The organism is Planococcus soli (assembly GCF_016881065.1).
GTDB lineage: Bacteria > Bacillota > Bacilli > Bacillales_A > Planococcaceae > Planococcus > Planococcus soli.
In genome coordinates this window covers 59,648-79,402 of sequence record NZ_WXYN01000007.1, presented here as the reverse complement: position 1 = coordinate 79,402, position 19,755 = coordinate 59,648, and the positions used below count along the sequence as shown (strand labels likewise).

19 protein-coding genes are annotated in these 19,755 nt (G+C 45.6%); 13 read left to right on the top strand and 6 right to left on the bottom strand.

Annotated elements, in window-relative coordinates; all coding sequences use genetic code 11:
- Window positions 1–56 precede the first annotated feature (56 nt).
- Window positions 57–734, top strand: a complete 678-nt coding sequence (locus GJB59_RS02730) for a hypothetical protein (protein ID WP_142827433.1) — start codon at window positions 57–59, stop codon at window positions 732–734.
- A 43-nt stretch (window positions 735–777) separates the two neighbouring features.
- Here GJB59_RS02730 and GJB59_RS02725 read toward each other — a convergent pair whose 3' ends face one another.
- The 3 genes from GJB59_RS02725 to GJB59_RS02715 all read right to left on the bottom strand — a co-directional run bounded on the left by GJB59_RS02725 (window position 778) and on the right by GJB59_RS02715 (window position 3,466).
- A complete protein-coding gene (locus GJB59_RS02725) occupies window positions 778–1,713 on the bottom strand; it encodes an aldo/keto reductase (protein ID WP_142827432.1) in 936 nt (311 codons plus the stop codon).
- Between the two features lie 145 nt (window positions 1,714–1,858).
- Window positions 1,859–3,130, bottom strand: a complete 1,272-nt coding sequence (locus GJB59_RS02720) for an erythromycin esterase family protein (protein WP_236015378.1) — start codon at window positions 3,128–3,130, stop codon at window positions 1,859–1,861.
- Between the two features lie 66 nt (window positions 3,131–3,196).
- Window positions 3,197–3,466 (bottom strand): GNAT family N-acetyltransferase, encoded by a 270-nt coding sequence (locus tag GJB59_RS02715; protein ID WP_142827431.1) that lies wholly within the window; start codon window positions 3,464–3,466, stop codon window positions 3,197–3,199.
- A 194-nt stretch (window positions 3,467–3,660) separates the two neighbouring features.
- Here GJB59_RS02715 and GJB59_RS02710 point away from each other — a divergent pair, with 194 nt between their 5' ends.
- The gene (locus GJB59_RS02710; protein ID WP_142827430.1) at window positions 3,661–4,569 is read left to right on the top strand and encodes a catalase family peroxidase; all 909 of its coding nucleotides are present in this window, start codon (window positions 3,661–3,663) and stop codon (window positions 4,567–4,569) included.
- 321 nt (window positions 4,570–4,890) lie between these two features.
- On the opposite strand, the gene GJB59_RS02705 is transcribed toward GJB59_RS02710, so the two are convergent.
- From GJB59_RS02705 to GJB59_RS02695, 3 genes are all read right to left on the bottom strand, one after another.
- A complete protein-coding gene (locus tag GJB59_RS02705; protein WP_142827429.1) occupies window positions 4,891–6,264 on the bottom strand; it encodes a Glu/Leu/Phe/Val family dehydrogenase in 1,374 nt (457 codons plus the stop codon).
- Window positions 6,265–6,374: 110 nt separating this feature from the next.
- Entirely contained in the window at window positions 6,375–7,865 is a 1,491-nt protein-coding gene (locus GJB59_RS02700) for a glycine betaine uptake BCCT transporter (protein ID WP_142827428.1), read from the bottom strand.
- 90 nt (window positions 7,866–7,955) lie between these two features.
- Window positions 7,956–8,516, bottom strand: coding sequence for an SLOG family protein (locus tag GJB59_RS02695; protein ID WP_142827427.1), 561 nt, complete (start codon window positions 8,514–8,516; stop codon window positions 7,956–7,958).
- 212 nt (window positions 8,517–8,728) lie between these two features.
- Here GJB59_RS02695 and GJB59_RS02690 point away from each other — a divergent pair, with 212 nt between their 5' ends.
- From GJB59_RS02690 to GJB59_RS02640, 11 genes are all read left to right on the top strand, one after another.
- Window positions 8,729–9,679 carry a threonine ammonia-lyase gene (locus GJB59_RS02690; RefSeq protein WP_142827426.1) on the top strand — a complete coding sequence of 317 codons (951 nt, stop codon included), beginning with the start codon at window positions 8,729–8,731 and terminating at the stop codon, window positions 9,677–9,679.
- 144 nt (window positions 9,680–9,823) lie between these two features.
- Window positions 9,824–10,597, top strand: a complete 774-nt coding sequence (locus GJB59_RS02685; protein ID WP_142827425.1) for an SDR family oxidoreductase — start codon at window positions 9,824–9,826, stop codon at window positions 10,595–10,597.
- A gap of 31 nt (window positions 10,598–10,628) precedes the next feature.
- The gene (locus GJB59_RS02680) at window positions 10,629–11,186 is read left to right on the top strand and encodes a TetR/AcrR family transcriptional regulator (protein ID WP_142827424.1); all 558 of its coding nucleotides are present in this window, start codon (window positions 10,629–10,631) and stop codon (window positions 11,184–11,186) included.
- 19 nt (window positions 11,187–11,205) lie between these two features.
- A complete protein-coding gene (locus tag GJB59_RS02675) occupies window positions 11,206–11,628 on the top strand; it encodes an acyl-CoA thioesterase (protein WP_142827423.1) in 423 nt (140 codons plus the stop codon).
- Window positions 11,618–13,384 (top strand): acyl-CoA dehydrogenase FadE, encoded by a 1,767-nt coding sequence (locus tag GJB59_RS02670; protein ID WP_142827422.1) that lies wholly within the window; start codon window positions 11,618–11,620, stop codon window positions 13,382–13,384. The genes GJB59_RS02675 and GJB59_RS02670 overlap by 11 nt, the downstream gene beginning before the upstream one ends.
- Before the next feature lie 12 nt (window positions 13,385–13,396).
- Window positions 13,397–14,371 carry a quinone oxidoreductase family protein gene (locus tag GJB59_RS02665; RefSeq protein WP_142827421.1) on the top strand — a complete coding sequence of 325 codons (975 nt, stop codon included), beginning with the start codon at window positions 13,397–13,399 and terminating at the stop codon, window positions 14,369–14,371.
- A 37-nt stretch (window positions 14,372–14,408) separates the two neighbouring features.
- Window positions 14,409–15,335 (top strand): ketopantoate reductase family protein, encoded by a 927-nt coding sequence (locus GJB59_RS02660; protein ID WP_142827420.1) that lies wholly within the window; start codon window positions 14,409–14,411, stop codon window positions 15,333–15,335.
- 318 nt (window positions 15,336–15,653) lie between these two features.
- Window positions 15,654–17,393, top strand: a complete 1,740-nt coding sequence (locus GJB59_RS02655; protein ID WP_142827419.1) for a carbon starvation CstA family protein — start codon at window positions 15,654–15,656, stop codon at window positions 17,391–17,393.
- Between the two features lie 122 nt (window positions 17,394–17,515).
- Window positions 17,516–17,779, top strand: coding sequence for a cory-CC-star protein (locus GJB59_RS02650; protein WP_006829350.1), 264 nt, complete (start codon window positions 17,516–17,518; stop codon window positions 17,777–17,779).
- A gap of 24 nt (window positions 17,780–17,803) precedes the next feature.
- Window positions 17,804–18,736, top strand: coding sequence for an ArsA family ATPase (locus GJB59_RS02645; protein ID WP_142827418.1), 933 nt, complete (start codon window positions 17,804–17,806; stop codon window positions 18,734–18,736).
- Between the two features lie 5 nt (window positions 18,737–18,741).
- Complete coding sequence (locus GJB59_RS02640) at window positions 18,742–19,725, top strand: quinone oxidoreductase family protein (RefSeq protein ID WP_142827417.1); 984 nt, start codon at window positions 18,742–18,744, stop codon at window positions 19,723–19,725.
- Window positions 19,726–19,755: the final 30 nt, after the last annotated feature.

Below are 19,755 nucleotides of genomic sequence, written 5' to 3'. Positions count from 1 at the left end.
TCCGCTTTTTTCCTCTAGAATGAAACCATGGCAATGACAGTATCGGAGGGCAAATTATGAAATTATTGCAAGTACGAAAAGGACAATTTGTTTATTACCAAAATGAATTGCACAAGGTATATTCTGTAAAACCGCTGGCTAAAAAGTCGGTGCTGATGTTCCGCGTTAAAGACATGGAGCAAGTCGCAAGCAAGGCTGATGAAGTTACGTTTTACAAACCAAAGCACATGGACTCTTTCTTGTTCTTTGGAGCACGATACACGTTACGTGAGGATCGTCCAGCAGAAGAAGGCGGATACATCCTAATCACGAGACCAGATCCGGATTACATGGATCATTACTCATTAAATGAATTCGAAAAAGTAGAATCGGTCGAAGGCAAAAATGTTATTACTACTCGCCAAAACACAGTCAAATCCAAAGAGTTTTACGTGATGGTTCCTGGAGAAGAAGCAGGCAGCAACGATATTGTCTACTTCGATAAATTTAAGGTTTCAGCTGAGCAATTGGAGCAGGATGCTCAACTAGAAGAAGTTTTGCGTGAAAAGAACGCAATCCGTCCTTCTATCGGAGACGTTTACTTAAACCTTGATAACACAGGGACCGCAATGGTAGTAGCGATTGTCGGAGAAGAAGTGACCCTCGGCACTGGGGACCGCCTTACTTTCCATGAGCTGTACAAAGCGGACAACTGGAGTTATCTGTTTAACATTGCAGATGGCGAATTTAGATAAATTGACAAAAGGCGGCCCCGCGTGGGCTGCCTTTTTATTTGTGTCATTCTTTAAAAATAGAGCCTATTTCAAGGATTTCTTCAGTGCTCAACTGAACATCCAGTGCGCTCAAGTTTGATAGTACTTGGTCCGCACGTTTGGCACCGGGGATAACGCCATCAATTTCAGGACGTGCCAAGTACCAGGCAAGCACTATGTGTGCTGTTTCTGCCCCTTTTTCTTCTGCCAACGCTTTTAACTTGCGGACTTTCTCTAAATTGCGTTCGAATTCCTGTCCCTGAAGGTGGGGCATATTCGTCCGTAAATCATTAAAGGTTTTATTTTTATCGTATTTACCTGCAAGCAGACCTGCAGCAAACGGGAAGTAAGGGACGTAGGAAATTCCGTGCTCTTTTACGTATGGGAAGTAATCTTCTTCCGCCTGACGCTTCAGCAGGTTGTATTCACCTTGGAAAACGTCGACATAGCCATCTTTATTGGCATCTTTCAGCTGCTCCATGGAAAAGTTCGATACGCCGATTGAACGGATTTTGCCTTCTTCTTTCAAACGCTGCAATGCACCGACAGCCTCAGCTTTCGGCGTTTGCTCATCTGGGAAGTGGATATAGAACAAATCGATATAATCGGTTTGAAGGCGTTTCAGGCTGTCTTCTACTGCCTGTTTTAAAAACGCAGGGGAGTTGTCGGTAATGTGCTCATCGCCTTGACGGCGTTGAGCGCCTTTTGTCGCAACGACCATTTCCTGGCGCGCACCTGATTCCTGCAGCACTTCGCCGAGTAATTCCTCTGATCTGCCATAGCCATAAGCATAAGCTGTATCGATGAAATTCAGCCCGTTGTCAATGCCTGCGTGAACCAGCTCTTTGCCGGTGTCTTCATTTAAATCCGGGTAGAGATTATGTCCGCCGACAGCGTTTATGCCAAGGCCGATCGGATTGATGTATAAGCCGGTATTTCCAAGTTGTTTCTTTTCCGTCATTGTCAGTACAGCTCCTTTGATGGGTAATCATTTTTCAACTCTAGCTCAGTGGATTGTCCCCCTCAAGCAAGTCTGTTTTATCATAACATTCAAAATTTGTAGTGTACGAAAAAATGCTCAAAGCAGAGTCTTTTCTAGCAAACGATTAAAGTGGAGAGAGCGCATGGCTGCGATCGATAAAAATAAAAGCGTCATACCTCTGGGATATTTTCGAAGGTACATAATTGCCGTACGCCTCAAGTTCAGGGTCATAGACTACTCCGATGGCGCGATGGCCGACCCAGCGGTCAAAAAGAGTGAAATTCTGCGAATCGAACAGGAGGAATTTATTGAAAGCACCGGTTCGATGCAAAAGATCCTCCCACGTATTTGGCGTGGCAGGCGGTACCATCATTTTTTCATGAGGCTCTTCCCAGGATGGCGCAGCAATGACCGTACCTGAATGGGTGCCAAAACCGATTGCGTAAACATCTTCCACTCGATTTTGTTCACGGAGAATCTGCCCTACATTGGTCATGCCTTCATTTTTCATATCAGTGGCACTGGCAGCACCGATATGGGTATTGTGCTCCCAAACAATGATTTTCGCTTCTCTGCCGTGATAATCACGTACTTCGTTGATGACCTCCACCATATGTTCATCGCGGATGTTCCAGGAAATTTCATTGCTTTGCACCAAGGCGCGATAATAGTTTTCTGCATTTTTCACGACCAGGGCATTGGTCTTCAAATCCAGATCGCTCTCATAAGAATCTCTGTACAGTTTCTCATTAGAGCGGATGGATGCCAGCAGTTGGGATGCCGCTTTCTCGCATGACTTTGAGAAGTCGACGGCAGCGGCGGCATAATTTTCAGGTATGCGATTAAAGGATTCAAAGCAAGCCAATACTTGTTTTGCCAAGTTGATCGCTTCACCGGAAGGGTCGATATCTGTCAGGCGATGTACGATCTCTTCCATAGATTCCCAAAGGCTATAGACGTCAATGCCATAAAAGCCAACGCTTTGGCGATCGGTGTCATTGTGCATTTTCAGCCAATAAATAAAATCAGCGATTTCTTCATTGGCCCACATCCAGGTTGGCCATCGCTTAAAGGCTTGAAGTACTTCACGCGGCTGTTGCTCTTCTTTGGAAAAACTCTTGATATAGCGATGTACCTGTTGGGCAGCGGGCCAATCGCCTTCAACCGCAATCAACGAAAACCCTTTTTCTAGAATCAGTTTTTTAGTCAAAGCTGCCCGCCATGTATAAAACTCTGATGTTCCATGTGTTGCTTCTCCAAGAAGGACGAACTTTGCATCTCCGGCCGCTTCCAAAAGAGGTGTCAAATCTTCAATTGAATTGAATGGCTGTGCATGCATCTTGACGGCTTCCTCAAGCGACATCTTCACACTATCCAACCCCTTTTTACTGTTCATGTTCCCCTTGACGCACCTCTCAAACAAAGCCATAAGAAAAAGCATCCACTCTAAGTGGATGCTTGATTATTTTGCCAGCACGTCCTGGAATTCTGGAGTCTTTTCAATGACGCTTTTAGCAAATGGACATTGCGGGTCAATCGTTTTGTTTTCGCTGCGGGCATAGTCAACAACCTGTGCCACTAATTTCTTGCCGATTCCTTGGCCTTCCAGCTTTGGAGAAACTTCAGTATGGTCAACCGTCAAAACATCGCCATGTGGTATATAGCTCAGGAAAGCCAATTCTTCGGAATTTTCCAAAGCCGAAAACTTGTTGTTTTCATGTTTAAAATCCATGGATAGTGCCTCCTTTTTATTGCTTTTCTGTTCTTGTATTCCCTCTCTAGCAGTAAATATTCAAGAAAGCTCCAGAGAAGTCTTTAATTGCATGCAATATTCTCAGCGACTCTTAAATGGGAGACTTACACAAGTCAGCACCAAGCCGTTTAAAGACATGAAAAAGGGTATGAAACAGTATAAGAGGTGATAAAATGGAAAAATCAGCAGAAACGGCAATCAATCGAATCGAAAAGGTATTTGGAACGCATCCAGGTTACCGCAGGGCCCATGCGAGAGGAATAAGTTATAGGGCACGTTTTACAGCGACGGGTTCCGGAAACCACTTGACCACAGCATCTCATTTCCAAAAAGGGGAAAGCGAAGCATTTGTGCGCTTTTCGCATTTTTCTCCAGACCCGACATGGGCCGATGCGTTGTCGCCTGTCAAAGGCATGGCGGTTCAGTTCCAATTGCCGAGCGGAGAAGCCACTAATATTGTGGGCGTCACATCTCCTATTTTCTTTGCTAAAACTCCTGAGATTTTCACCGAGATGCTTGGTGTCGTCAAGTCGTTTAAGAAAGGGAAACCAAGTCTAAGGGAACTGGCAGGTTTGCTTACGCATTATCCTGAAAGTGGAGCGATGATTGATAATATCCGAAAAATGCAGGCGCCGGCCAGTTTTGCAACTGGCCAATACAATTCTGTCCATGCATTTTATTTCATCAATCAAGAAGGACAGCGGCAGCCGATCAAGTATTTTTGGGAACCGGAAAGTGGAGTAGAAACCTTATCACCGCTCGATGCAGTTGCCTTGCCGATTGGTTCCTTTGAAGCGGACATGGAAGATCGGATTGCAGAAGGTCCTGTGAGGTTCCGTCTGGATGTGATTTTAGGAGAGCCGGAAGATCCTACAGATGATCCGACAAAAGAATGGCCAAAAAATCGGGAAAAGCTGACGCTTGGCTATTTGGAAATCACTGAAGAAGCACCGGAAGCAGAAGGCGTTATTTATGATCCAACGCTTATGACAGAAGGCATCGAATGTTCAGAAGACCGGATTTTGAACTTCCGGCACGATGCGTATAGGATTTCACATCATCGCCGAATGTCTGAGATGTAAAAACGCACAGCCCATTAAAAAGGGCTGTGCGTTTTCAGTGATATGCCTGTCAGAGATACACGGGCGCTTGCGCTTTTCTTTGTCCAGACTCCAGCGCCCAGCTCTTCGGGTCATAAGCCACTCCGTGTCCAGTTTCAGTGCCTAGCTCTTCGGGACGTAAGCCATTTTGGCTGCACGGCTGGAAACATGCCGCTTCGCCAAATCGTCTTACACCTGTCAGAGCTGGACAGGCACTTCCACTTTTCGCGCTGTGCGGCAAAGAACGCCGCTTCGCCAGTGTGTCTTATGCCTGTCAGAGCTATACGGGCGCTTGCGCTTTTCTTAGTAAAGCTTGCCTTGCCGGTAAATTACCGTCGATAATCGCATGACAGAATGGATAAAGCAGTTTTGGCGAAGGGCATATGGGTCGCCATAATATTGCGGGAGAATCATGTCCATTGTTTCCTGCATTTTTTCAATCAATAACCGGTAGACTTCTTTTTCTGTATAGAACTGCGTCTCACGGCCTTGCAGCCATTCGAAATAAGAGACGATGACTCCTCCGGCATTTGCCAAAATATCCGGGATGATGACAACTCCCTGTTCACTCAAGTACTCATCAGCCTGTGCAGTAGTCGGGGCATTCGCTCCTTCAACAATGATGCGTGCCTTGATCTCTTTCATATTACCCTCGTGGATTTGGTTTTCCAAAGCTGCCAGAACCAGGATGTCGACTGGCAATGTGACGAGGCTGTCGCGTTCTTTTATTTCAGCTTTGATGCCGGCATTTTGTAGATGCTGTTCTGTTGATGGAAGATCACCGCGGCTGGTTTTGGTAAATTCGATCAACGCGGGAATGTCTAAGCCATCTTCGTTGAATAGGGTGACGTTGCGGTCACTGACCGCTACAATCTTGTGGTTGATCAAGGGACAATTATAAGCTTCCAGAGCTGCAACAGAGCCGACGTTCCCAAAGCCTTGAACAGCCATGGTCAACGGGCGGTCATAAAGGGATAATGTAGTTTTAGCAAAACGATTATCGCTCTTAGCCAGCAGTTGTTCATTTGCTTTTACATAATCATAAAGCAGGTAACGGAAAGTGAAGTAAACTCCTTTGCCGGTTGCTTCCCGCCTTCCAAGGGACCCGCCGTTTACCACACTTTTGCCGGTGAAGCTTCCGAGGTATGGAGTGCCATGATGGACTTTTTTATATTCTGCCATCATCCAATCCATTTCGCGTTCGCCCGAACCCATGTCTGGCGCAGGGATGTCTTTGTCAGGTCCGATAACATCCGCGAAATAACGGACATACTTTCTGGAAATCAAGTTCAGCTCTTTCTCAGAGAATTCACGTGGATTGATTTCAATGCCGCCCTTGCCTCCGCCAAATGGCACTTTATGCAAGGCGTTTTTCAAGGTCATTAAAAATGCCAGGTTGATGACTTCTTCTTCATTGACCGTTTCGTGAAAACGGATGCCTCCTTTATAAGGACCCATCGCATCATTGTGCTGTGCACGGAAAGACGGAATGCGAACTACGCTTCCATCGTCCAGCGGCACTCTAAGGAAAGATTTATGTACTTTGTCAGGAGTAGAAAGAATTGCGCTCAGTGAAGCGAAAGCTTGCTTCCGATCTGTTAAATCAGGCAAGAATGAGTCATTCTCAAGCAATGCATCCAATGATTCCTGAATAATTTTTTTGGTTTCTGTTTGCATTTCCGGAACACCTCCAAAGGATATAGTCTAGTTATCCTATACCCACTCATTGCTTCTTTAATCAAAAGAAAAAGCCGCCTTCTGGAATGTTTGCCGAAGGCGGCTTTTGGTTATTTCTTATTCTTCATCAATTGCAATTCCAGGTTCAATGCCTTGAACAACGCAAACACCATCAAGATGATGACAAAAGAGAAAGGCAAAGCCGCAATGATGATGGTATTTTGCACCGCCGTCAAGCCGCCTACCGACAACAGGATGGCAGCAACCATCGACTGGGCAATACCCCAAAGAATTTTGATTTGGTTGCTTGGCAATAGTGAGCCGCGCGTTGATTGCATCCCCAATACAAAAGTGGCAGAATCAGCCGATGTAATGAAGAAGGTGCTGACAAGCAAAATTGCGACGATGGACATGAGGAATCCGAGAGGCATCTCGCTGAACATCGCAAATAATGTTTGTTCAGTGGGAAAGGCCGTTAAATCGATGCCACTTTTTTGAATATTGATGGCAGTTGTTCCAAAGGCGGCAAACCAGATCGATCCGAAAATCGTTGGAGCCAGTACCACGCCAGCTAAAAACTCGCGGATGGTACGGCCTTTGGAAATGCGGGCAATGAACATGCTGACAAATGGCGCCCAAGAAATCCACCAAGCCCAATAAAAGATGGTCCAGCCATCAAGCCAGCTGCGGTTTTCCGCATCCAGAGGAGCCGACTGGAAACTCAAACTGATAAGATTCTGAGCATACGCCCCGAAAGTTTCAGTAAACATATTCAAGATTAAAAGGGTTGGACCCAATATAAGTACCAGAACAAGTAAAATAACAGCCAAAATCATATTGGCATTGGACAGGTACTTGATACCTTTGTTCAGTCCAGACCAAGCGGAAATGATGAACAGGATTGTTACGACGCCGATGATGACCATCTGTACCCAATATTCTTGAGGGGCGCCGAATAGATAGGAAATTCCGCCATTAATTTGAGCAGCGCCAAAGCCGAGTGAAGTTGCTACGCCAAAGACTGTAGCAAAAACAGCAAGAACGTCAACAAACGTTCCTAAAGGACCGTTCATCTTGTCGCCGAAAATCGGCTTCAGTGTTGATGAAATTAACGCAGGTTGGCCTTTTCTGAATTGGAAAAAGGCTAAAGACAAAGCGACCATCCCATACATGGTCCAGACATGGATGCCCCAGTGATAGTATGAACGCTGCAAAGATTCCTTGAATGCTTCATCGGAACCGAGCTCTGCGGTTGCCGGTTGGATAGCGAAGTGGGACAGGGGTTCAGAGGCGCCATAAAATACGAGGCCAATCCCCATTCCAGCTGAAAATAGCATGGAAATCCAACTGAACGTCGAGAACTCCGGGCGATCCGAGTCTTTGCCTAGACGGATTTTTCCATATGGGCTGACCATGATGATGGCCACGAAAATTAACAGGACGGCCATAATCATTAAATAATACCAGCCAAAAGCGGTGTTGATATAGCTGCGGATGTTTCCAGTGGCAGTTTCGAAGGTTTCGGGCGCAATAACGCCGAAAGCGACAGTTAAAATGACCAATGCAAATGTGATGTAAAAGACTTTCGAAGCTTTCTTCATAGTTCCTCCTGATGTAATTATTTCAACATAGTTGTTAAGGTTACCTAAAAGCTTACATATAGTCAACTGGCTAAAGGCATATGCAAGATCTTAATTGTCCCATTCATTCATTTGTTCTTCTTCTGTCAAAACACGCAAGTCGTCGCCAGTTATCGTTAAAACCTGGTAATCCGTAGTTTCTGCGTAACGGTCGGCTTCTTTTTTGATGAATTTCGGTGAGCCATCGGTTTCTTCGTCATAGACAATGAGAATACCATCGGAATTGCGCAGAAAAAACTTGTTTTTTTCGATAAACTGCCAGGGCGCTTCGTATGGTTTGCTGGTCAAGCTGCGGTGAAAATCCGCATTGGAGAGGATCAAACGATATTGCTCCTGTTTGGTTTCGTTCCATCTTTTTTCCTGTTCCAGAAAAGGTGTCAGCACGGCGTATTTCAATTCCGGAAACTCTTCTTTCATATCCATCACCACTTCTGCCGCCCAAGTTTCGACCCCGAGCTGTCCACTTAAAATAATCCATTCCAACCCTTCATCAAGCAATGCGCGAAACCGGTTCTCCAATGCTTTTTTGATAAAGCGGATGCCTGGATTCTTTTCATCAAATATCCCAAGTTCATGTTGCTTGTAGCCTGTGACCACCAATCGCTTCAACAATGTCTCCACTCCTTTCAAGGATTTGAAATCTTAGTTTACAGGAAAGAGAGTGGATTGAATACTTGCACCCACTATCAATATCATTATAGAAGAAGCTAAATCGAGAGCAGCTATTTAGATGCGATAACATTTATCCGAATAATTAAAATCCTTCATGTGAGTATGATAAAATACGGAGCATACAGAAAGAGTCGAGAAAGGAAGCGAGTAATATGGTCAGGCTGGAAGATGTGAGAAAGGCACAGGAGAGAATCGAGAACGTTATTCATAAAACCCCGATTATAACGTCATCCCTATTAAACGAACGATGCGGTCTGCAGATCTTCTTAAAAGCAGAGCACATTCAAAAAACAGGCTCATTCAAAATACGTGGGGCAACAAACGCGGTCAAGCAGGCAATGGCAGAAGGCGCAAAGTTCATCACAGCAGCATCGTCTGGCAATCATGGCCAAGCCGTTGCCTATATTGCAGGCCAGCTGGGAATTCCGGCAGCCATTGTCGTGCCGAAGGACGCTAACAGGGCAAAAGTCGAAGCGATCAAAGCATACGGGGCCAAAGTCGAGTATTGCGGGACGACATCAGCTGAGCGGATACCAAGAGCCAAGCAATTGGCTGAAGACAATTCCGGCATATATATTCCCCCGTACGATCATCCGGCCGTTATTGCAGGTCAAGGAACTGTCGGACTGGAGATTTTAGAGCAGTTGCCGGACATTGGAGCCATTGTCGTGCCAGTCGGTGGAGGCGGTTTGATCGGCGGAATTTTATGTGCGGTAAAGTTCTTGAAACCGGAAGTCCGTGTGATTGGGGTAGAACCGGAGACTGCAAACGATACGCTCCTGTCACTTCAAAAAGGAATTATCACAGCCATTTCTGGAACCTCGACCATTGCGGATGGACTGCGGACCTCGCAGCCCGGTGATTTAACTTTTCCGATTTTAAGAGAGCATTTGGATGAGCTGGTCCTGGTTTCGGAAACGGAAATAAAAGAAGCGTTTCAATTTCTTTTGGAGCGCACGAAGCAGCTGGTAGAACCATCGGGAGCGACTGCTTTGGCTGCGGTGATGTCCGGCAAGGTTAGCGCGGCAAATGAAAAAGTTGCAGTCGTTTTGTCAGGAGGCAATATTGACTTGCATCAAATTCCCGATTTTTTAAACAGCTGATCATAGGCAAAGGGAAAGTGGAAGCGGTGTTTCAGCTAATCCCTCCTTGCAATAAAAAATTGAAAGCGGTAACATAAAATTTAAGTATTCTGAACATACTAACTAGTTAGTATAAAACTTAATCGTCAATTAGGGGGATGGAAGATGAATGTACTGGATTTATTCAAGCTGGAGGGCAAGACGGCTATTATCACTGGAGGCGGCCGAGGTCTTGGCGCTATGATGGCGGAGGCTTTTGCTGAAGCAGGTGCGAACGTCGTATTGTGTTCCCGCAAAGTGGAGGCTTGCCAGGAGACAGCTGACAAGCTTAATGGAATGGGTATTCGCACGCTTGCGCTGGCCTGTGACGTCACCAATCCGGAAGATGTGGAAAACGTGGTTCAACTAACAATCGAGAAATTTGGTTCCGTTGATATCTTGGTCAATAATTCAGGTGCGACATGGGGAGCTCCGGTTATTGACATGCCATTAGAGGCCTGGAAAAAAGTCATGGATGTGAATGTGACCGGCACATTCCTGATGAGCCAGGAAGTGGGAAAGGCAATGATCAAGCAAAAGAGCGGCAAAATCATTAACATCTCATCAGTTGCGGGGCTCGGAGGAATTGATCCGACGCTCATGGATACCATAGGCTATAACACCAGCAAAGGGGCCGTCATCACGTTTACGAAAGACCTTGCTGCCAAGTGGGGCCAGCATAACATTAATGTAAATGCCATCGCACCCGGCTTCTTTCCAACAAAAATGTCGAAAGCAATAATGGAAAAAGGGCAGGAAGGCTTACTGGCACGGACGCCTTTGAATCGCTTTGGTACAGAAGAAGATTTGAAAGGAACGGCGTTGTTCCTGGCATCTAAGGCTTCTGACTACATAACAGGTGATGTCATTGTGGTGGACGGCGGCATGCACGCGATTTAAACTACGGAAAAACGAATGGCGGGGAAAAGTCATGAAACAAGGCATCAAACAGCAAAGCATTCTCCTGTTTGAGAAAAAAGGCTTTAGTGAGACATCCATACAGGATATTGTCGAAGCTTTAGGTGTGACGAAAGGAACGTTTTACTATTACTTTACAAGCAAAGAGCAGCTGCTGATGGACATCCATTTAGGCTACATCGATGATCTGCTGGAACGCCAGCAGAAAATCCAGCAAAGCCAGCTCAGCAACCGGAAAAAACTGGAGCAAGTTGTTGCATTATTGATTACGGATATTGCAAACCATGGACCGAGCGGAAAAGTGTTCTTCAGGGAGATGCGCCATCTTTGCGAAGAGAATGCGGTCGAAGTAAAAGCGAAGCGCGAGAAATTCCGGAAAAACCTTGAGAGGATAATAAGCGACGGCATCGCCGAGCATGAATTTAGGCAAGGGCTTGAACCTGAGATGATTGCTTTTGCCATTTTAGGTGTCACCAATTGGAGCTATCAATGGTTTAATCCAACCGGAGGAATTTCAGCTGATCGGCTGGCTGGCATATACAGTGACTTGATTTTGAATGGCATTGCTTGACGTAAGGAGGAGAACATAAATGGCACATGAAATTCCAGTGAAAGTGCGTTTTAGTGAAACGGACGCATTGGGTCACATCAGCAATATCAGTTACTTTATTTACGTGGAAGAAGCGCGCACTGAATTTTTCGCAGAACTTGGTTTTGGACGTGATATCAAAAATTGGAAAATCATTCTAGCTTCAGCTTCCTGTGATTTTATCAGCCAAGGCTACTACAATCAAAAACTGATCGTTCGGACAGAAGTCAGCAAAATCGGCAATTCAAGTTTTCAGGTGGTTCATGAAATCAAAGACGCAGAAAGTGGGGAATTGATTGCAAAAGGGCAGGCAAGCGCCGTTCATTTTAATTTCAAGATCCAAAGGAGTGAAGCATTGCCCGACGCCAACCGCCGGCAGCTGGAAAAACATCTGATTAGGGAGGGGAGCCATCATGGAAACTAAAACGACTGAATACAAAGGAGCGGCTTTTTTGTACCAGCCGTCCAAAGGCTTTTTTACTCCAGAAGATTTCACTGATGAGCACCAGTTGATCGCTAAGACAGCTAAGCGCTTTTTAGAGAAGGAAGTTCGACCGAACAATGAAGAAATTGAAAATCAAAACTTTGGATTAGTCAAAGAGCTGCTTGGAAAAGCAGGAGAGTTGGGTTTGCTGGGGCACAGTGTTCCAGAAGCATACGGAGGCCTTGGCTTAGACAAAATCAGCAAAGGGCTGGTCGGCGAGTCGCTTGGATCAGCTGGAGGTTATGGAGTGGCGCACTCCAACCATACATGTATTGCAACTTTGCCAATCACTTATTTTGGAACGGCGCAGCAAAAAGAGAAATATTTGCCGAAGTTAGCTACCGGCGAATTTATAGGAGCTTACTGCCTGACTGAACCGGGAGCAGGATCTGATGCCCTATCAGCCAAAACCACTGCCAAGTTGAATGAAGCTGGAACTCATTACTTATTAAATGGAACGAAAATGTTCATTACCAATGCAGAGTTTTCAGATACGTTCATCGTTTATGCAAAAGTGGATGGCACTGCCTTCACTGCATTCATCGTTGAAAAAGACCATCCCGGCCTATCGCTTGGCCCCGAGGAACAAAAGATGGGCATTAAGGGCTCTTCTACACGTGCAGTCATTTTTGAAGACTGCAGAGTACCGGTGGAGAATTTGCTTGGTGAAATCGGAAAAGGCCATGTCATCGCGTTGAATGTTTTGAATTTAGGGCGATACAACTTGGGTTCTGCCTGTATGGGGGCTGCCAAATACGGACTGGAGCTGACATTGAAATACACCAAGGAGCGCCGCCAGTTCGGCAAAGCGATTGCTGAATTTTCGGCCACGCAGGAAAAATTGGCTGATATGGCATTGCGTATTTATGCTTCCGAATCTCTGCAATATCGAACTGCCGGGTATCTGGAGGGTGCGCTTGGCAGCCTTTATGGATCTGAAGATCATGGCATAATCGCCAAACAACTGATGGAATATGCGGTTGAATGCGCAGTTTGCAAAGTGCATGGCTCTGAAACGCTCGACTTTGTAGCGGATGAAGCGCTGCAATTGCACGGGGGTTATGGCTTTATCAAGGAATACAAAGTGGAGCAAATGTACCGGGATTCACGGATCAACCGGATTTTTGAGGGAACGAATGAAGTAAACCGGTTGCTGATACCTGGAAATCTGCTGAAGCAGGCAGCGAAAGGAAAGGTACCGTTGTCTCAATTGGCGGTTTCTGCTATCAAAGAAATGAAGTCTTCCCCAAAAATAGCTGATGGACCGATTTCCATAGAAATGGAAGCAGTAGAGTCGATACGCCGTATTTTTCTGTTCAGTACAGGAATTGCCTACGATTCATATGGCAGCGGGTTAGGTGACGAGCAGGAAGTTTTAATGGCATTGGCCGATATCGCCATTGCCTTGTATGCTTTGGAATCTGCTGTCATGAGAACAGCAAAAGCGATAGAAAGAGACAAAGAGGAGCAATCTGCACAGAAACTTCTTATGGTGCAGGCGTTGACTGGTGATGCGCTATTGGAAGTGGAAATGGCAGCGCGCAAATTGATGCAGGCAGCTTCTCCGGAAGATCAATTGGATCTCAATACGGCTGCTGTGACAAAAGAATTGGTACGGCTGCAGCGCGGTGGACTAATTAAAGTGAAGCGGCAAATTGCTGAAAAACTGATAGATGCGGAACATTATATTTGTTAGGAGGAGACAATAATGAAGGTTATAAAGTTTGAAGAATACGGCGGCCCCGATGTACTGCAATTTGTTGAAGCGGAGAAACCGGACCCTGCAGCTACAGAAGTCATTATCGAAGTAAAGGCGATTGGCGTCAATTATGCCGATACAGCAAGGCGTGAAGGAAAGTATGTGGTGCCGACTGAGCTGCCTTATATTCCGGGATCGGAAGTAGCTGGCGTGATTGTTGAGGCCGGAGAAAACGTGGATAATTTTAAAGCCGGCGATCGGGTGGTGGCGCTAATCGGTTCTGCAGGCTATGCGGAATATGCCGCAGTCGACCAAAGTGTCCTGACAGAAGTTCCGGAAGGCGTCGGTTTTGATCAGGCTGTTGCATTGCCGCTGCAGGGGCTGAGTGCTTATCATATTTTAAAAACCATGGGCCGCCTCGAAAAAGGTGAAACGGTGCTGATTCATGCCGCAGCCGGAGGTGTCGGTGCAATCGCAGTGCAATTGGCCAAGATTTTTGGCGCTGGAAAAATCATCGCAACTGCCAGCACGGAAGAAAAGCTGTTTCATGCACAAAAAATGGGAGCAACTCATCTGGTCAATTATATGGAAGAAGGATGGGTGGAAAAAGTAAAGTCCATCACTGATGGCAAAGGCGTGGACCTGGCACTTGAAATGGTTGGAGGCGAGGTCTTCAATCAAACCGTGAAATGTCTCGCTCCATTTGGTCGGTTGGTCATATTCGGAGCTGCCAGTGGAGAACAGGCCACTTTCAACCCTGGGCAGTTGATGCGCAAGAATCAGTCGGTCATCGGTTTTTTCCTACCTCAAATTATGCGCTACCCGGAGCTGTTCCAACGGAGTTTCAGCGAATTACTGGGCTATATGAAGAGCGGTGAATTGATTTTGACAATTGGAGCCACCTACCCGCTTGCAGAAGCTGCAAAAGCACATCAATCGCTGCAGGGGCGGAAAACCATTGGCAAGCTAGTGTTGAAACCATAAATTAGTCTATATGAAAAGTACAAAAAGGAGTGGAAGAATGAAGATTTTAATTGTTGGAGCAGGTGCGATTGGCGGATACTTTGGCGGCCGCTTATTGGAGAAAGGTGAGGACGTCACTTTTTTGGTAAGGGAAGGCAGAAAGAAAAAATTGCAGCAGACAGGTCTGAAAATTCAAAGCAAACATGGAGATCTCCAACTGCAGCCAAAGCTGATCACCAAAAAAGAACAAAGTTCGCCATTTGATATCGTGCTGGTTTCCACGAAATCCTACCAGCTTGAGGATGCTATTGAGGATATTCAGCCATTCACAGGTCCGAAAACCATGATTTTGCCTTTACTTAACGGCATCTCGCATTTGCAGCCGCTGATCAGAGCATTCGGAGAAGAAAGAGTCATTGGCGGCTTGTGCTTTGTCGAAACGACTTTAGCGGAGGACGGTACAATTGTTCAGACAAGCCCTGTTCATCAATTGATATACGGAGAACGGACAGGCAAAAAAACAGAACGGATTGAAAAACTGGAGCAGGCTTTTTCGGGAACCAAGGCGGAATTTATCAAAAGCGACAACATCAACCAGGAAATGTGGCATAAGTATCTGTTCATCACAGCGATGTCCGGCATCACTTCAATGATGGAATCGCCTATCGGTCCGATACGGGATCTTGAAACAGGCCGGCGCACGATTCATGCTCTTCTGCAGGAGCTTGAAGCAATTATGGAAAAGATGGAAGCTCCGATCCAACCGGGAATTGCGGATACGCAACTAAGCCGAATCGAGAGTATGGCAGCGGGGATGAAATCATCAATGCAGCGGGATATTGAAAAGCTGCAGCCTACAGAAGCCGAGCATTTGCAAGGCTACTTGCTTGCCCGAGCCAAGGAAATGGAAATAGCGGTTCCGGTCCTTGAAGTCATTTACACTAAACTGAAGCTCTACGAACAGAAAATAAATATTGATAAATAAGCTGGTTTGAATAAGTTTGATCTGGCAATATGCCATTAAACAACTTCTGGCGACCAAGAGCTCCTCTATCGGGGAAAAAAGAAGAAGCAACTGAATGCTGCATATAGTAGTGGAGAAAAGCGGAGATATAATGGCTTCTTGAGCATTTTACCGCATCGTCTTCTATATAAAGCAGGTTGGGAACTTGATTTTTAAAACTGAGCTGCAATGTAAATTAACAATATATCAGAACATTTACATTATTGCGTCACTCCTCTATGATTAAACTACAAGTGCTTTGTTAGCGCTTGCAAAAAAATAGGAAAAGGGGTTGGGGTTGTGAATGCCATTGCATTAGCCGCTATTGGAATTTTTATTTTTATACTGGGGTACCGCTTTTATTCCAAATTTGTAGCAGAAAAGATTTTCAGGCTAGATCCGAATTATGTAACGCCGGCGCACCGCTTTAAGGATGGCGTAGATTTTGTGCCTACCAATAAATTTGTGTTATGGGGGCATCACTTTACTTCCGTCGCTGGAGCTGCCCCGATTTTAGGGCCAGCTATAGCTGTTTATTGGGGTTGGCTGCCTGCAGTGTTATGGGTAGTGCTCGGTACAGTTTTTGCAGCAGGTGTCCATGATTTTGGAACATTAGTACTGTCAGTCCGGAACAAAGGGCAGTCCGTAGGAACGCTTGCCCACCGTTTAATTGGCCAGCGAGGAAAAATCTTGTTCCTGTTTATTATTTTAATTTTGGTTCTGATGGTTAACGCGGTATTTGCATGGGTTATCGCTAACCTATTTATTTCCTACCCGGCAAGTGTCATTCCGGTATTCATCCAGATTCCATTGGCAATTTGGATTGGGCATGCCGTTTATAAGAAGAATAAGAAAATGCTCGTTCCATCACTTATCGCCTTGGCAGTCATGTACATAACTGCTGTAGTTGCCAGCCAAGTGGGCTTTATGCAGATTGACCTTGTTCAATATATGGGTGGAGAAGACGGTGCGGGACTATTTGGGCTGGGATCAATCTCAACAGCTTTCTTTATCTGGATCATAGTGTTGATGATCTACGTTTACATCGCCTCCACATTGCCGGTATGGAAATTGCTCCAGCCGCGTGACTTTATCAACTCGCACCAATTAATTGTAGGACTTGGTATTCTTTATCTTGGATTGTTGTTTACCAATCCAGAAATTACGGCACCTGCAACCAATCCAGATGCAGACATCTCCTGGTTCCCGTTGCTGTTCATTACCATTGCTTGTGGAGCAATATCCGGTTTCCATGGTTTGGTATCATCGGGAACTACTTCAAAACAGCTGGATAAAGAAACCGATGCACGTTTTGTCGGTTATTTAGGTGCAGTAGGTGAAGGGGTTTTGGCGCTAATATCAATTATCGCCGTTATTACCTTGTTCCCTGACCGCGAATCGTTTTTTGCGACATACAGCAGTTTCCAGGCATCCAACGGAGCTGGACTGGGCGCCTTTATCGAAGGAGCTACCAATTTGGCTCAAGGTTTGCTAATTCCTGCAGATGTTGCTTCAACGATTGTTTCCATTATTGTTGTTTCATTTGCCGCCACCACTTTGGATACTTCCGTCCGCTTGATGCGCTATATTATTTCGGAATTGGGCGTAGAATACAAAATTCCATCTCTTGAGAAAAAGCATGTTGCGACAACAATTGCTGTTGGAGCAAGTGCCGCACTGGTTCTTCTTCCTGAGGGGCCAAACGGCTTTGGTTCAGGCGGCTACTTGTTATGGCCGTTATTCGGTACAGCCAATCAGCTGCTCGCAGGCATCAGTTTGCTGCTGATTTCCATCTGGCTCCGAAAACTTGGCCGCAATTACATGATTACCATCATTCCAATGATTTTCCTGATGTTTATGACACTTTGGGCAATGTTCCAGCAAGTGTTCCTCCAATGGGCATGGTATGCAGACCAGCCAAGTACGCTGCTGTTCGTCTTTGGAGCCATCATTTTCGTCTTTACACTTTGGATTATCTTGACAGCTATACAGGCATTGCTGAAGAAAACAGATCCTGATTTCTCAGGAGACGATGAATAAAGGAAAGTTCAAACAGTGAATGCTTCATTCCACTGATCATTAAACCAGAAAAAAATAGGAAGACGGCCAAGGGATCATGCAGTTTGTGGTCCCTTCCGTTTTTAAAAGGAAGAGGTGCTGATATGTTGGTGTTCGACAAATTAAAACAGTTGATCGCTTTTTATGAGGCCGTCCTTGAATTGCCGCATCGCACTGAAATTGCCCGTGAACTTCGGGATGAAGACGATCTTTTTCTCCTCATGCTTTACTCGGAGATGCTGGGGATACCAAATCCGGTGTATTACTACACCCTGGAATTGTATCCGTATATGATTGAAGAATTCCATGACTGGCATTTGCGTATGGGCATGGACAAATCGCCGTTAACTGGCATTCGCTGCTGTTAGTTTCTTTAGGAATGAGGGAATAGTATGGATGTATTATCAAAAAGCATCATTTTTGTTGGAGGAAAAGGCGGTGTTGGAAAATCGACATCAGCTGCGGCCATTGCTTGGCGATCAGCCAAAGATGGCAATAAGACATTGTTGATCTCAACGGATCCAGCCCATAATGTAGGGGATATCTTCAATCAAAAAATTGGCGGCAAGACGAAAGCAATCGCTGACAATCTCTATGCGCTTGAAATTGATCCGGAAATTGAAACGGATAATTACATTAAAACAGTAAAAGCCAATATTAAAGGAACCGTCCACTCCAGTATGATGGAAGAAGTAAACCGCCAATTGGATACAGCCAAAGCTTCTCCCGGAGCAGATGAAGCCGCATTATTCGATAAGCTGATACACATTATTTTGGAAGAGCGCCAGAACTTCGATAAATTGGTCTTTGACACTGCACCAACGGGGCACACCATAAGGCTTTTGACTTTGCCGGAATTGATGGGGGTCTGGATTGAAGGGCTTCTTGAAAAGCGCCGCAAGACAAATGCCAATTATACACAGCTGCTGAACGATGGCGAACCGCGTGAAGATCCGATTTATGATGTGTTGAGAGAACGGCAGGAGCGTTTTTCAAAAGCACGGGATCTCCTGCTTGATGAACAGAAGACCGGATTTATCTTTGTGCTGAATCCGGAACGGCTGCCCATTTTGGAAACAAAAAAAGCGTTGGATCTGCTGCATAATTACCATCTTCATGTGAATACGCTCATTATTAACAAAGTCTTGCCAAAAGAGGCCGATGGGGAATTTTTAATGGAACGGAAAAAGCACGAAAAAAAATACATGCAGCAGATTGAAGAAACTTTTCCAAAACAAAAACTCGTTTATGTTCCGTTATTTTCGCAAGATATTGTCAGCAAAACGCAATTGGAATTATTCAGTGAATACTTTAAGGAAGGGTGATGGGATTGAAAGCATTCGTAATAGAATCCGGTGAGTTGAAGCTGAAAGAGATGGAAGAACCCAAAGCGAAACCGGGAGAGGTCGTCGTGTCCCTGGAAGCTGCTGGCATAAACCGCAGGGATTTGGGCTTGATCAAACGCTACGGGGATAATCCCGCAGCCTTGATCATTGGTTCCGATGGGGCTGGTACAGTGGAGTCCGTGGGTGAAGATGTCATCGACTTTACTGCTGGAGATGCGGTTATCATTAATCCAGCATTGCGCTGGTATACAAACAGCGAAGCACCTCCTCCGGAATTCGATATTTTGGGCATGCCCGACCATGGGACCTTTGCTGAAAAAATTGCTATATCTGCTGATCAATTGGAAAAGAAGCCCCATTATCTGACTTGGGAAGAGGCGGGCAGTCTGGCTTTGCCAGGGGTTACCGGATATCGCTCCTTGTTCACGAAAGGGCAGTTGAAAAAAGGCGACACTTTGTTTATTCCAGGTGCCGGCAGCGGAGTTGCGACGTTCTTGATCCAATTCGCCAAAAGTGTGGGAGCAAGAGTGATTGTCACGTCCCGCAGTGAGGAAAAACGCCAGCACGCGGAAAAGATTGGCGCCGATCTGGCCATTCCCACTGACAGCGATTGGGTGAAGGAATTGGCTGATGAGAAGATTGATCTCGTCATCGACAGCGTTGGAGGAGCAACCTTTAACCGCTCACTTGAGGTTTTGAAAAAAGGCGGGCGGATTGTCATTTTCGGAGCTACTACAGAAGACAATGTCGATTTCAATCTTCGCCAATTCTTTTACGGGCAATACCAATTATTTGGTTCGACTATGGGAAGCCGGGAAGAGTTGCGAGACATGCTGAAACATATGGAAGCAACTACTATGCGGCCGGTCATCGACAAAGCATTTCCGATGGACCAAGCGCAGGAAGCCTTTGATCATTTAGCTTCCGGCAGCCAATTCGGCAAAGTTGTTTTAAGTATCAGCCAATAAAATATGAAACTTTATTGTCAGCCATCCGTA